Source organism: uncultured Clostridium sp. (assembly GCF_947036855.1).
Taxonomy (GTDB): Bacteria; Bacillota; Clostridia; order Clostridiales; family Clostridiaceae; genus Sarcina.
In genome coordinates, this window is sequence record NZ_CAMQRY010000013.1 from 15,480 (window position 1) to 29,805 (window position 14,326).

A 14,326-nucleotide genomic window follows, 5' to 3' on the forward strand; every position below is an offset into this window, starting at 1 on the left:
TCATTTTTCTATTTATACCTTACTCCCCTAGAATAATATCTTTAATTGGACTACCTGGTGCAACCATTGGAAAAACTTTATCATCTGATGGAATTATATAGTCTACAAGAACTGTTTCCTTAGAATTTATAGCTTCACTTAAGATTTCATAGCTATTATCCTCTGGCATTATTCTATATCCTTTTCCACCAAAGCTTTCAACAAGCTTTACAAAATCTGTTTTTCTATCAAGAGTTGTACTTGAATACCTCTTATCATAAAATAATGTTTGCCACTGTCTTACCATTCCAAGAGCATTATTATTTAATAAGATAATAGTTAATGGTAGTCCACTTTTAATCGCTGTTGGAACTTCATTACAATTCATTGCAAAGCTCCCATCACCAGTTATAAGAATTACATTCTTCTCTGGAACTGCAAACTGTGCTCCAATTGCTGCTCCAAGCCCAAAGCCCATTGTTCCAAGTCCACCTGATGATATAAAAGTTCTTGGTGTTTTAAACTTATAACTAAGAGCTGTCCACATTTGATGTTGACCAACATCTGTTACAATAATTGCATCACCATTTGTTATTTCATTTAATAATTTAAATAACTCCTGTGGTGTATTAGTTTCTATAACTTTTTCTTCTGTTTTTTTAAGTTCAACTAATCTCTCGCCCCAGTTCTGATTTTTCTTAGCATCAATCAAAGGAAGCAATTTATTTAAAACTTCTCTTATATCCCCTATAACATAACAATCAGATTTTATATTTTTATTTATTTCTGCTGGGTCTATATCAATATGAATTACCTGTGCATTACTTATATGATCTCTTCTACCAATAACTCTATCGCTAAATCTAGCTCCTATACATAACATCACATCACATTCAACAGCTAATAAATTAGAAGCTTTTGTACCATGCATTCCTATCATTCCAGTTGCAAGTTCATCAGTTCCATCATAAGCACTAAGTCCCATAAGTGAACTTGAAACTGGTGCTTTTATTTTTTTAGCAAGTTTTTTTAGCTCTTTTTCAGCCTCTGAACTTATAATTCCACCACCAGCATATATAAATGGTTTTTTACTTTCATTTATAATATCTGCTATTTTTCCTATTGCAGAATCAGTTATATATTCTGTGCTTCTTTTAATACTCCTTGGCGCTTTATATTCATACTCAAAAATCTCACCTGTAACATCCTTTGTTATATCAACAAGTACAGGTCCTGGTCTTCCTTTTCTAGCAATATAAAAAGCTTCCCTCAAAACATTTTGCAAGTCCTTTATATCTTTAACAATATAATTATGCTTTGTTATTGGCATAGTTATCCCTGCAATATCAACTTCTTGAAAGCTATCTTTTCCAAGAAGTGACTTATGAACATTACCTGTTATTGCAACCATTGGAATTGAATCCATATAAGCTGTAGCAATTCCTGTTACAAGATTTGTAGCTCCAGGACCTGAAGTTGCAAGACAAACTCCAACTTTTCCTGTTGCCCTAGCGTATCCATCTGCTGCATGAGCCGCCCCTTGCTCATGGCATGTTAAAATATGATTTATTTTATCTCTATTTTTATAAAGTGCATCATATATATTTAAAACTGCTCCCCCTGGATATCCAAAAAGAGTATCAACACCCTGTTCTAATAAGCATTTAACTAATATCTCTGAACCGTTTAATTTCATAAATATCACCCCTTTTTCTTATTGCCAAAAGAGTTATTTAAGTATAGCCCCCTCACTTGCTGATGAAACTAACTTTGAATATCTATATAAATATCCATCTTTTATCTTCGGCTCTAATATAACTAAATTTTTTCTTCTTTCTTCTAAAATTTCTTCTGAAACACTAAGTTCTAAAATCCCTGCAGGAATATCTATAAATATAATATCTCCCTCTTCAACAAGTGCAATTATTCCACCCTCAGCTGCTTCTGGAGAAACATGCCCTATTGATGCACCCTTAGTTGCACCTGAAAATCTTCCATCTGTTATAAGTGCTACAGATTTATCAAGTCCCATTCCAGCTATCGCAGATGTTGGAGAAAGCATTTCTCTCATACCTGGTCCCCCCTTTGGTCCTTCATATCTTATAACTACAACATCTCCTGAAAGTATTTTCCCATCCATTATAGCTTCTATAGTTTCTTCTTCTGAGTTAAAAACTCTTGCTGGACCTGTATGAACTAGCATCTCAGGTAAAACTGCTGATTTTTTTACAACAGCTCCATCTTTTGCAAGATTCCCCCTAAGAATTCTAATTCCACCAGTTTTACTATATGGACTTTCTATACTTCTAATAACTTTATGATCTAAAACTCTAATATTCTTAATATTCTCACCCTGTGTTTTTCCTGTTGCAGTAATTAAATCAAGGTTAATCAAATCATTCTTACTAAGTTCATTCATAACAGCTGTAACACCACCTGCGGCATATAAATCCTCTATATGGTCTGTTCCTGCTGGTGAAAGCTTACAAAGATTTGGTACTCTCTCACTGACTTCATTTATAATATCTAAATCTATATTTGCCTTAGCCTCATTTGCAATTGCTGTTAAATGTAGCACACTATTACTTGAACACCCTAGTGCCATATCCACAGTTAAAGCATTAGCTATGCTTTTTTCATTTATAATATCTCTTGGTTTTATATCATTTTCAACAAGATTCATAACTGCCATACCAGCTTTTTTAGCAAGTCTAATTCTTTCTGAATAAACTGCTGGGATTGTCCCATTCCCTGGAAGTGCAATTCCTAAACTCTCACAAAGACAATTCATAGAATTTGCTGTAAACATTCCTGAACATGAACCACATGTTGGACATGCATCATTCTCAAGAGTTAAAAGATCCTCTTCTGACATTTTACCTGCTTCATATGCCCCTACTCCCTCAAAAACTGTTGAAAGACTACATTTTTTTTCTTTAAATATTCCAGCAAGCATTGGTCCACCTGAAACTGCAAGTGTTGGAATATTAACTCTTAAAGCACCCATAAGACTTCCCGGTACAATCTTGTCACAGTTTGGAACAAGAACAAGTCCATCAAATCCATGAGCCATAGCCATACACTCTATTGAATCAGCTATAATTTCTCTTGTTGCAAGAGAATATTTCATTCCCTTATGCCCCATTGCAATTCCATCACAAACACCTATAACTGGGAAAACCAAAGGAGTTCCTCCTGCCATAATTATTCCTGTTTTAACTGCTTCAACTATTTTATCAAGATTTATATGACCTGGAATAATATCATTTTGTGATGTTACTACTCCTATAAGTGGTCTTGCAATCTCTTCATCAGTTAAACCTGAAGCTTTTAATAATGACCTATGTGGAGCTCTACTTGCTCCTAGTTTTATCCTATCACTTCTCACTTAATTCACCCCTAAATATAAATCTTTTATCTAAACTATCGCAGCTCTTACAAGCTCACCCATTTTTTTAGTTCCTATAAGTTTCATTCCTGTACTATCAATATCTCCTGTTCTATAATTATTTTCTAAAACAGTTATAACTGCATTTTCAATCGCTACAGCTTCTCTTTCTAAATTAAAGCTATGTCTTAGCATCATTGCAGCTGATAAAATTGTAGCAAGTGGATTTGCAACTCCAAGCCCTGCAATATCTGGTGCACTACCATGTATTGGCTCATACATACCAAAACTACCTTTACCAAGGCTTGCTGATGGAAGCATTCCTATTGAACCAGTTATCATTGAAGCCTCATCTGATAAAATATCTCCAAATAAATTACTTGTTAAAATTATATCAAATTGCTTTGGATCTCTTACAAGTTGCATAGCTGCATTATCTACATACATATGACTAAGCTCTACTTCTGGATAATCACTATGAACATCTTCTACAACTCTTCTCCAAAGTCTTGAACTTTCAAGAATATTAGCCTTATCAACACTTACAACTTTTTTATCTCTTTTCATTGCTATATCAAATGCAGTTTTTGCAATTCTTTTAACTTCTACAGTTGAATACTCCTCTGTATCTCTAGCAATTTCATTATCTCCATCTTTTATAAGCTCTCTTTTCCCAAAATATATCCCACCAGTTAATTCTCTAACTACGCATATATCAATTCCATCACCAATTATTGATTCTTTAAGTGGTGATGCATCTTTAAGAGGCTTATATAAAAGAGCTGGTCTTAAATTACAATAAAGTCCAAGTTCTCCTCTTAGTCCTAAAAGTGCTTGCTCTGGTCTTACAGTTCCTGATAAATTATCCCACTGTGGACCACCAACAGCTCCAAGGATAACTGCATCCATCTTTTTACACATCTCTAAAGTTTCATTTGGAAGTGCTGTTTTACCATTAGTTGCATCAATAGCTGCTCCACCTGCAACACCTTCATGATACTCAAATGTATGCTCATATTTATCAGCAATAATATTCAAAACTTTTAAAGTTTCATTTACTACTTCTGGGCCAATTCCATCACCTTTAATTACACCTATTTTAAAATTCATTTTATTACCCCCACTTAAACTATAAAATTAACAACTTTTTTCAAACTACATATTTTCTTTTTTTATTTTTTCTATAAGTCCACCTTGGTTTATGATATTTTGCATAAACTCTGGGAATGGCTCACCTTGATATTTTTCATTTTTAGTTATATTTGTTATAACTCCTGTTGAAAAATTAACTGAAACCTTATCTCCAGCTTTAATTCCTTCTGTTGCAGCTACGCATTCAAGTATTGGAAGACCTATATTTATTGAGTTTCTATAAAATATTCTTGCAAATGTTTTTGCTATAACACAACTAACTCCACTTGCTTTTATAGCTATTGGTGCATGTTCTCTTGAAGAACCACATCCAAAATTCTTATCAGCTACAATAATATCTCCACTCTCAACATTCTTTATAAATTCTTTATCAATATCCTCCATACAATGCTCTGCAAGTTCTTTTGCCTTTGAAGTATTTAAATATCTTGCTGGAATTATTACATCTGTATCAACATTATCTCCGTATCTAAAAACTTTTCCACAAACCTCCATAGTTATATCCCCCTTTTCCTCTTATAATTCTTCTGGTGAAGCAATCTTCCCAAGAATAGCTGTAGCTGCTGCTACTGCTGGACTTGCAAGATAAACTTCTGATTCTGGATGTCCCATTCTTCCAACAAAATTTCTATTTGTTGTAGCTAATGCTCTCTCACCTTTTGCAAGGATTCCCATATGTCCACCAAGACAAGGTCCACAAGTTGGTGTTGAAACTATTGCACCAGATTCTATAAATATTTTAAGTAATCCCTCTTCCATTGCCTCTAAATAAATCTTTTGAGTTCCTGGAATAACTATAGTTCTAACTTGTTTTTTAACTTTTCTTCCTTTTAATATAGAAGCAGCCTCTCTTAAATCTTGCATTCTTCCATTTGTACAAGAACCAATAACTACTTGATTTACCTCAACAGGTTCTAGTATTTCATCAATAGTTTTTGTATTATCAGGAAGATGTGGGAATGCTATAGTTGATTTTATAGTAGATAAATCTATCTCATATGTTTCACAATATACTGCATCCTCATCTGCCTCATATTTTGTCCACTCTTTTTTTGAATGGTCTTTAATATACTCAATAGTTAAATCATCAACTGGGAATATACCATTCTTAGCTCCAGCTTCAATAGCCATATTAGCCATTGTAAATCTTGAATCCATAGTTAAATTTTTAATTCCTTCACCAGTAAACTCCATTGATTTATATAAAGCTCCATCAACACCAATCATTCCTATAATATGAAGAATTACATCTTTTCCTGTAATCCACTTATTTGTTTTTCCAGTTAAATTAAACTTTATTGCCTCAGGAATTTTAAACCAACACTTACCAGTAGCCATTCCAGCTGCCATATCTGTTGAACCAATCCCTGTTGAGAAAGCTCCAAGTGCTCCATAAGTGCAAGTATGTGAATCTGCTCCAATTACTAAATCACCAGCAACAACAAGTCCCTTTTCTGGAAGCAAACAATGTTCAACTCCCATTTCACCTATATCAAAAAAGTTATTAACTTCTTTATCGCGAGAAAACTCTCTTATACATTTACACTGCTCAGCAGATTGTATATCCTTATTTGGTGTAAAGTGATCTGGAACTATTGCAACCTTATCGCTGTGAAATACTTTTTTAAGCCCAAGCTTATCAAATTCCCTAACAGCAACAGGAGTTGTAATATCATTTCCTAAAACTAAATCTAAATTTGCCTCAATAAGTTGTCCCACTTTAACAGATTTAAGCCCTGCATGCTTTGCAAAAATCTTTTGTGTCATAGTCATCCCCATAAAATAAATCCCCCTTTTAAACCTCAATACCTGAATTTTTAAATATTTTTCTATCTATAATTAATAAAAATATATTTCTTAAACTAAAAATACTTCTTAAGCTTTTTCTCTATGTCCTTAATAAGTCTATATTCTATTGAATCTACAAGAGCTATAAGACTTGCTTGTATCACATCTCTAGAAACTCCAACTGTACCCCAATTTTCATTTCCATCAGTAGATTCCATTAAAACTCTAACTTTTGCATCTGTTGCTGCCCCTGTATCTAAAACCCTAACTTTATAATCTATAAGTCTAATTTTTTTAAGCTCTGGATAGAAAACTTCCAAAGCTTTTCTCAGAGCTTTATCTAAAGCATTTACAGGACCTTCACCTTCTGCTGCTGTTATATGCTTTTCTCCATCAACACAAATATTCACAAAAGCTGTTGAAGTACAAGTATCTTCTATTCCTTTCAACTGTTCTCCTATTGTCTTAAAACTTACAATCTCAAAAAACGGTGCATATTTACCTATTATTTTTCTCATAACAAGCTCAATAGTTCCATCTGCTCCCTCAAATTGATATCCCTCATATTCAAGTTCTTTAAGCCTTTTAGTTATTAGTTCAACTTCTTTTGACTCCTTTGAAAGCTCTGGAAAAATCTTTTGAATTTCTTTTAAAATTGTAGCTTTTCCACTTACTTCTGAAATTAGAAATCTTCTTGAATTTCCAACAAGACTTGGCTCTATATGTTCATATGATATAGAATTTTTAACAACTGCATCTATATGCATTCCACCTTTATGTGCAAATGCTCCACTACCTATATATGCTTCCTCATCTTTTATACTAATATTAGATATTTCAGCTATAAACCTTGCTGTTTTTGTCATATCTTCAAGTTTTCCACTAGCTTTAATATCATATCCAAGCTTCAAACTTAGTGTTGGAATTATACTGCTAAGACAGGCATTTCCACACCGTTCACCAATTCCAAGAAAAGTTCCCTGAATATGATTTGCTCCACTTAGAACTGCTCCAATTGAAGCTGCTACTGCCATAGATATATCATTATGACAATGAACCCCTATATCTGTACTAATATCACCTGAAACTTTTTTAACAACTCTCTCTATCTCACTTGATATAGTTCCACCATTTGTATCACAAAGTACAATTGTTTTAGCACCAGAAGTTTCTGCTATCCTTATAGTTTCCATTGCATAATCTTTATTAGCTTTATATCCATCAAAAAAATGTTCTGCATCAAAAATTACTTCTCTCCCATTTTCAATTAAAAACTTTATCGTATCTTCTATCATTCTTAAATTTTCTTCAAGTTCTGTTTTTAAAATATCTATAACCTGAAAGTCCCATGACTTACCAAAAACTACAACTGTTTTAGTATTAGCACTTAAAAGGCTTTCTAAATTTTTATCATCTTCAACCTTTATCTTTGGTTTTCTTGTACTTCCAAATGCTACAATTTCAGAATTTTTAAAATTAATATCTTTAATTTTTTTAAAAAACTCCATATCTTTTGGATTTGAACCTGGATTTCCAGCTTCTATATAATCAATACCTAGCTCATCTAGGCTTTTGCAAATCTTTATTTTATCTTCTAAAGAAAAACTTATACCTTGTCCCTGTGCACCATCTCTAAGCGTTGAATCAAATATTTCTATTTTAGACAAAAAAACCACCTCCTTTTTATATAATGAAAATCTTAATATTCACCTTCAAAATATTCTCCATATGCTGTGATTTCTTTATCCCCTCTTTCAAGTGCTGTAAGACCTGTTCTTACTATTTCTTTAATTCCATAATCTGAAACAAGTTTTATAAGTGCTGTTACCTTACTTTCATCACCTGTTAGCTCTATAGTTAAAGATTCTTTTGCTATATCTACAATCTTGCACCTAAAAATCTTTACAATTTCATTTATTGCAGCACGTTCTGATGAAGATGCTTTAACCTTTATAAGCACAAGTTCTCTATAAATTGAATCTGCATCATTTATATTTATAATTTTTATAACATCCTCAAGTTTATTAAGTTGTTTTATAACTTGGTCTAACACAGCATGATTCCCTACTATTGTTATTGTCATTCTTGAAACTTTTTCATCCTGAGTTTTTCCAACAGTAAGACTATCTATATTAAATCCTCGCCTTGAAAAAAGTCCTGAAACTCTACTTAAAACTCCAAATGAATTCCTAACTAATACTGATAAAACATGTTTATTCATAAAAACGCCCCCTTCTTTTACAATCCTTAATTATATTCTTTTATCATATGCATTTATTCCATATTGTTGCACTCATATATAATAAAAAGCATAAGTTCTAAAACCTATACTGCATAAGAATTTATAATTAAACTTGTATATTTTTCAAAATAAATCTAATCAATTCACCCCTAAATTAATTAAATCTCTACCTATTTAAATATATATGTATTATTACACCCTAGTATTTGTTAAAATTTTACTCTTTTGGAACTAAATTGTCAATACATTATGCTATTTATTGATAAAATATCAAAAATCATTATTTTTTTTATAGAGATTGGTTTTTTAGCACATACTATATTTAGAGTTTTTAGTATCAAATTTTATTTTAGATGATTAAAAGTGTATGAAAGGTGGTGAACTGCTAATTGCTATATGCTCATTAGCAGGTAATTATGAAAATTGGTTATTCTTACGCTCCTTTGACTATAAATGCTAGAACAGATAAAAGAATTGTTTCTAAGAATTTTTCTAATGAAAGTTTTTTAGAAACATTTAAAAAAAATTTACAAGGTCTAAAAAAAATTCTAGCGCACAATATAAATAATGATATACATTTATTTAGAGTTACTTCTGATATTTTAGAAGATATAAATCAATATGATGCTTCTACTGATTGGACTAGCACACTTAATACAGAGCTTACTCAAATTTCTAATTTAATTAAAAATAATAACATTAGAATAAGTATGTTTCCTCAAAAGTACACTCTTTTAAACTCTCCTAATGAAGAAGTTGTGAAAAAGTCTATTGACTTTATCAATGCTCACACAGAGTTTTTAAAAGCTTTAAAGCTTGATACTTCACATAAAATAGTTCTTGAAATTGGTGGTGTTTATACAAATAAAGAAAATTCAGTACAAAGATTTATAGATACATATAACCTATTATCTAATGAAACAAAAGATAGAATAGTTCTAGTGAATGATGTCAAAAACTATTCTTTTGAAGATGTTTTAACGATTGCAAAGGAAGTTAATTCTCCTATAATCTTAAATACTTTATATGATAAAGTTAAACCTTCTACTAATTTAACCTTGTTCGAAAAATTAGAAGAGGTATCTAAGACATGGGAAAATACTTTTGGAAAAATGTTTGTTCATTATAGCCAGCAAAAACATTCTAAAAAGAAAGGTCAACAATCAGATACTATATTTACAGACAAATTTTTAGAATTTTATAATATTATTAAAAAATTTGATACAGATATAACACTTGATGTAAATGATGGTGATATATCAACTCTAAAATGCCAAAATATAATAAAAGAATTACAAGAAAATAAATTTGATGAAAAACTTATAATGGAAGAATATAAAAAATATAAGCTTCTAATTGTGGAAAAAGGAATTGAGTTTGATAAAAAAGCTCTTGATATTGCACGTAGTACTAACTCTATTATAGAGTTTTATCACTACCTAGATTCTATACTTGAAAGCTTTATTGATAGAAGAAGTATTTCTCTTGCACTTCGTGATGCAATAAAAATAATGAGTAATTCTATAAAAGCATCTGAAAAAAATCATATAGAAAAGCTACTACTTAATAATAAACTTAGTCGCTGCAAATCATATATGCATGAAGTTGCTATTAGAAATAACTCTGAAGATATCCTATCAACATATTTCTTCTCACAAATATAAACTAAGGCTGAATTAATTTAAAATTAATTCAGCCTTTTAGCATTTATTTTTACTATCATTAATTTATTTTGTTCCATTTTCCATAAAAGAAATAATATTTTTTTCATTACATAATGTGTAACAAGTTCCCCCCTCTCTTTATATAATATTACATAAGAAAGATTTCGGAGGCTTATATGACTTTTATACCTATCACACTTTTTGTCCTCTCCGCTAGTTTAGATAATTTTGTTGTTGCACTAGCTTATGGATCTAAAAACATCAAAATAGGCTTTCTTAGTAATCTTGTCATCGCATTGATATCAGCTTTTGGAACTTATTTATCAATGCTTCTTGGAAGTGTACTTATAAATTTTTTACCATTAAAACATGCAAATTTACTTGGCGCTTTTGTCCTACTCATTTTAGGAGTTTATTTCATATTAGATTACTGGAAAACAAAAAACGTTAAATTACCTAGCGAACTTTGTTCAAAGGGTGAAACCTGTCCTAAGGCAATGTTAAAGTTTCCTGAAGTTGCAGATATAGATAAATCTGGTGTTATTGAACTGTCAGAATCTTTTATGCTAGCTTTAGTTTTGGCCTTAAATAACTTTGCCCTTGGCATAGCTGCCAGCATAACAGGTCTTGATATACTTTGGACAAGTATGGCAACATTTTTCTTCTCATTTTTATTAATTCCACTTGGAATTTATACATCTAAAATAATCTTTAATAAGTTTATTAGTGAAAAAGGAAGCCTACTATCAGGATATATCATTTTAATCCTTGCACTAATAGAAGCTATAAATTAGTTTCTATTATTAATATAAAAAGCCTATGAACCATTTTGGTTCATAGGCTTCTTATTTATTAACTTTGTGCTCTTGAAACTTTAATTTTTTTACCTTTTATAGTAATTTCTTTATGATTTTTAAGAACTACATTCCCCTTACCATTTAAGATATCAACAAATGTAAATCCATCCTGAACATCTATAATTCCAACATCATCACCTGTTAAACCTTTAAGATTACTTACAGCTCCAACAACATCAAGTGGTCTTATTTTTTTCTTTTTACCACCAGTTAGGTGAAGTTTCATAACATCTTTATGAACTTCTTTTGCTCTTTTCCCCTTATTTTCATCAATCATTTTTCTTTGCACATCTTTGAAATTAGCTTTGCAAGCTTTCGCAATATCATCTGAAACTGCTTCCCCTTGTGGTATTTTTCTTTCAATATACTCTTCAACTTCTCTTAAATATCTTTCTTCATAGGGTGCTACAAAAGTTATTGCATCCCCTTCTTTTCCAGCTCTACCAGTTCTACCAATTCTATGAACATAAGCATCCTGTTCCTTTGGAACTTCATAATTTATAACAAGTTCTATATGGTCTATATGAATCCCTCTAGCTGCAAGGTCTGTTGCAACCATAACTTTAAACTCTTTATTTTTAAATTTTTTCATAACTTCAATTCTATCTTTTTGCTCCATATCACCATGAATCTCACAAGTTACAATTCCATCTGCGCTAAGTAATCTAGCTATTGATCTAACCTCATCCTTAGTATTACAGAATACTATTGCACTCTCTGGATTTTTAGCATATAAAGTGTTTCTAAGATTTTTAAGTTTTTCATCCTTATCAAGCTTTACAAAACTCTCATGTATCTTCCCTTCATTAACAAGCTTTGCCTTAACTTCTAAGAACTTTGGCTCATTCATATATGAATCAACAAGACTTTTAATCTCTTCTGGAACTGTTGCTGAGAATAATGCTGTTGTAACATTCTTTGGAACTGCTTTAAAGATATCTTTAATTTGGTCAATGAATCCCATATTAAGCATCTTATCACCTTCATCAATGATAAGCATTTTTAAATCATCCAAAATAAGAGTTTCTCTTTTTATATGATCTATAATTCTACCTGGAGTTCCAACTACTATATGTACCCTTTGCTTAAGCTCTCTTATTTGGTCATTATATGGCATCTTTCCAAAAATAGAACAAGCTCTAATCTTCTTAAGTCTACCTATATTACCTATTTCCTCTTGAATTTGAATTGCAAGTTCTCTAGTTGGTGCAAGTATTAAAACTTGAACTGTTCTCTCTTCAAGAACTGCAATTTCACAAGCTGGAATAGAAAATGCTGCTGTTTTTCCTGAACCTGTTTTTGATTTAACTACAATATCTTTTTTATCTAATAAATATGGTATAGCTTCTCTTTGAACATCTGATGGTGTTACATAACCAAGATTATCAAGGGCTGCTATTATTTTTGTATCTAAATTTAATTTTTTAAAACTCATTTTTAAATCCTCCTAAATGTCTTACTCTAATTATAAGCCAACTTAGTAATTCCTAAACTAAATGCTTCATGTGAATTATTACTCTTTATTATAACAGATACTTATATTATTTGTAGAAAAAAATAAAGGTGATGCACATCTGCACCACCTAAAAACTAAATACTATTAACCTCTAAAACTTTATCTGACTTAATATCTTTTATAACACTTTGAATCCATTTACCACCTTTAAATCTAAACATACAAAATGTAAGTTTAACAATTTCTTCAAGTGAAACAATCATCATAACTTGATGAACTTCAAGCTTTAAAACTACCGCTCCTATAAATGCAAGTGGTACTCCTATTAGCCACATTCCAATAGTTTCAATTTTAAGGCAATACTTTGCATCTCCTGCACCTCTTAAAACTCCAACAATACTAACAAGATTTATCATTCTAAATGGAGCCATAAAAACAAAGACTTTTAATATGAGAAGTGAATATTTTTTTACTTCACTTGAAACATTAAACATACCAATTATCATTTCATCAAATATAATTACACCCATAGATATTATAAGCCCTGAAACTAAAGCTATAACTATAAATCTTTGTCCATAAACTTTAGCTTCTTTTTCATTAGATGCTCCAATTTGTTTTCCAATCATAACAAGAGCAGCACTTGCCATACTCATACAAAATACAACAAATATATTTTGAACATTATTACAAATCTGAACAGCTGCCATAGCTGAAGTTCCTATCTGCCCATATGCAACTGAATATAGAAAATTCCCACACCCCCATGAAATTTCATTAAGCATAACAGGTGTTATTTTCCAATAAATAGTTTTAACAAAAATAAAATCAAAATCTATAAACTTTTTAAACGAACCTTTTAAAGCTTCATTTCTTCTTGCTGTAATAAATAAAAGTATAAACTCTGTATACCTAGCTATAACTGTAGCTATTGCTGCACCTGCTACTCCAAGCTGTGGCATTCCAAAATTACCAAATATAAGACAATAATTTAAAACTACATTAGTTAAAATTGATATCGCACTTATTATCATTGGAGTTTTTGTATCTTCTATACTTCTAAGGCTATATGCAAGTGAAATTGTTGCTCCATTAACTATATAACTTGTAGTCATAATTCTAAGATAAGAATGTACCTCTTTTAAAAGATTTGCATCACTACTAAATAATTTTGCTATACCCTCTACTCCTATAAAAACAATAAAAGTTGCAAGTATTCCAACAATCACTACACTTATAACACTAAGCCCAACTGTTTTCTTTATATTATCTAAATCTTTTTTCCCCCAAAACTGTGAAATAAATATTGCACTTCCTCCAGTAATACCAAACATAAATAATTGAACTAGAAAATTCACTTGATTTCCTATTCCAACAGCTGCAACTGGTATATCTCCAAGTGCTCCAACCATCATAGTATCCACCATACTAAGTGATGACATAAGTAAATTTTGCACTATTATTGGCAATGCTAAAACAAAAAGCGTCTTATAAAACTTTTTATCATTAAAAAATCCATTGATTTTTTCCTTCATATTTAATTGTCCCCCTTAAATTTAACTAGTATAATTTAGATTAAATTACTATCTATGAAATCCCCTTAAAGATAGACATAACTAAAGGCACCCTATTTATAGGATGCCTTTGCTCTATATAATACTAATTTTATCATATTCTATCTCACTAACTTTATCTACCATTTTTACAGAATAATAATATTAAATATTTTTGAATGATATATAATTTTTAGTAACTATTCAGGTGTTGTAATTAGTTAATTATTTTGATAACTTAAATACC

11 protein-coding genes are annotated in these 14,326 nt (G+C 30.9%); 2 read left to right on the forward strand and 9 right to left on the reverse strand.

What is annotated here, in order from left to right:
* Positions 1-19: 19 nt before the first annotated feature.
* From ilvB to ilvN, 7 genes are all read right to left on the reverse strand, one after another.
* Complete coding sequence (gene ilvB, locus Q0V15_RS03130) at positions 20-1,675, reverse strand: biosynthetic-type acetolactate synthase large subunit (RefSeq protein WP_297435904.1); 1,656 nt, start codon at positions 1,673-1,675, stop codon at positions 20-22.
* 33 nt (positions 1,676-1,708) lie between these two features.
* Complete coding sequence (gene ilvD / locus Q0V15_RS03135; RefSeq protein ID WP_297435906.1) at positions 1,709-3,367, reverse strand: dihydroxy-acid dehydratase; 1,659 nt, start codon at positions 3,365-3,367, stop codon at positions 1,709-1,711.
* A gap of 30 nt (positions 3,368-3,397) precedes the next feature.
* Positions 3,398-4,477: a 3-isopropylmalate dehydrogenase gene (gene leuB / locus Q0V15_RS03140; RefSeq protein ID WP_297435908.1), complete on the reverse strand. Its 1,080-nt coding sequence runs from the start codon at positions 4,475-4,477 to the stop codon at positions 3,398-3,400.
* A gap of 45 nt (positions 4,478-4,522) precedes the next feature.
* A complete protein-coding gene (gene leuD, locus Q0V15_RS03145) occupies positions 4,523-5,014 on the reverse strand; it encodes a 3-isopropylmalate dehydratase small subunit (RefSeq protein ID WP_297435910.1) in 492 nt (163 codons plus the stop codon).
* A gap of 21 nt (positions 5,015-5,035) precedes the next feature.
* The gene (gene leuC / locus Q0V15_RS03150; protein WP_297435913.1) at positions 5,036-6,298 is read right to left on the reverse strand and encodes a 3-isopropylmalate dehydratase large subunit; all 1,263 of its coding nucleotides are present in this window, start codon (positions 6,296-6,298) and stop codon (positions 5,036-5,038) included.
* A gap of 83 nt (positions 6,299-6,381) precedes the next feature.
* On the reverse strand, positions 6,382-7,974 hold the full coding sequence (gene cimA, locus Q0V15_RS03155) for a citramalate synthase (RefSeq protein WP_297435915.1): 1,593 nt from the start codon (positions 7,972-7,974) through the stop codon (positions 6,382-6,384).
* Between the two features lie 32 nt (positions 7,975-8,006).
* Positions 8,007-8,528, reverse strand: a complete 522-nt coding sequence (gene ilvN, locus Q0V15_RS03160; protein WP_297435918.1) for an acetolactate synthase small subunit — start codon at positions 8,526-8,528, stop codon at positions 8,007-8,009.
* 437 nt (positions 8,529-8,965) lie between these two features.
* Between ilvN and uvsE the strand changes: the two genes are divergently transcribed.
* Together uvsE and ytaF are read left to right on the forward strand one after the other, a co-directional pair.
* A complete protein-coding gene (gene uvsE / locus Q0V15_RS03165; protein ID WP_297435920.1) occupies positions 8,966-10,213 on the forward strand; it encodes a UV DNA damage repair endonuclease UvsE in 1,248 nt (415 codons plus the stop codon).
* Positions 10,214-10,389: 176 nt separating this feature from the next.
* Complete coding sequence (gene ytaF, locus Q0V15_RS03170) at positions 10,390-11,007, forward strand: sporulation membrane protein YtaF (RefSeq protein WP_297435922.1); 618 nt, start codon at positions 10,390-10,392, stop codon at positions 11,005-11,007.
* Between the two features lie 58 nt (positions 11,008-11,065).
* Here the strand turns inward: ytaF and Q0V15_RS03175 are convergent, their stop codons facing one another.
* Both Q0V15_RS03175 and Q0V15_RS03180 read right to left on the reverse strand, forming a co-directional pair.
* Positions 11,066-12,505 (reverse strand): DEAD/DEAH box helicase, encoded by a 1,440-nt coding sequence (locus Q0V15_RS03175; protein ID WP_297435923.1) that lies wholly within the window; start codon positions 12,503-12,505, stop codon positions 11,066-11,068.
* 155 nt (positions 12,506-12,660) lie between these two features.
* Positions 12,661-14,061, reverse strand: a complete 1,401-nt coding sequence (locus tag Q0V15_RS03180; protein WP_297435925.1) for an MATE family efflux transporter — start codon at positions 14,059-14,061, stop codon at positions 12,661-12,663.
* Positions 14,062-14,326: the final 265 nt, after the last annotated feature.

Coding starts and splice junctions, on each gene's coding strand:
- Q0V15_RS03180 (WP_297435925.1), bottom strand. CDS start 14,061: ATGAAGGAAAAAATCAATGGATTTTTTAATGATAAAAAGTTTTATAAG.
- uvsE (WP_297435920.1), top strand. CDS start 8,966: ATGAAAATTGGTTATTCTTACGCTCCTTTGACTATAAATGCTAGAACA.
- leuD (WP_297435910.1), bottom strand. CDS start 5,014: ATGGAGGTTTGTGGAAAAGTTTTTAGATACGGAGATAATGTTGATACA.
- leuB (WP_297435908.1), bottom strand. CDS start 4,477: ATGAATTTTAAAATAGGTGTAATTAAAGGTGATGGAATTGGCCCAGAA.
- Q0V15_RS03175 (WP_297435923.1), bottom strand. CDS start 12,505: ATGAGTTTTAAAAAATTAAATTTAGATACAAAAATAATAGCAGCCCTT.
- ilvN (WP_297435918.1), bottom strand. CDS start 8,528: ATGAATAAACATGTTTTATCAGTATTAGTTAGGAATTCATTTGGAGTT.
- ytaF (WP_297435922.1), top strand. CDS start 10,390: ATGACTTTTATACCTATCACACTTTTTGTCCTCTCCGCTAGTTTAGAT.
- leuC (WP_297435913.1), bottom strand. CDS start 6,298: ATGGGGATGACTATGACACAAAAGATTTTTGCAAAGCATGCAGGGCTT.
- ilvB (WP_297435904.1), bottom strand. CDS start 1,675: ATGAAATTAAACGGTTCAGAGATATTAGTTAAATGCTTATTAGAACAG.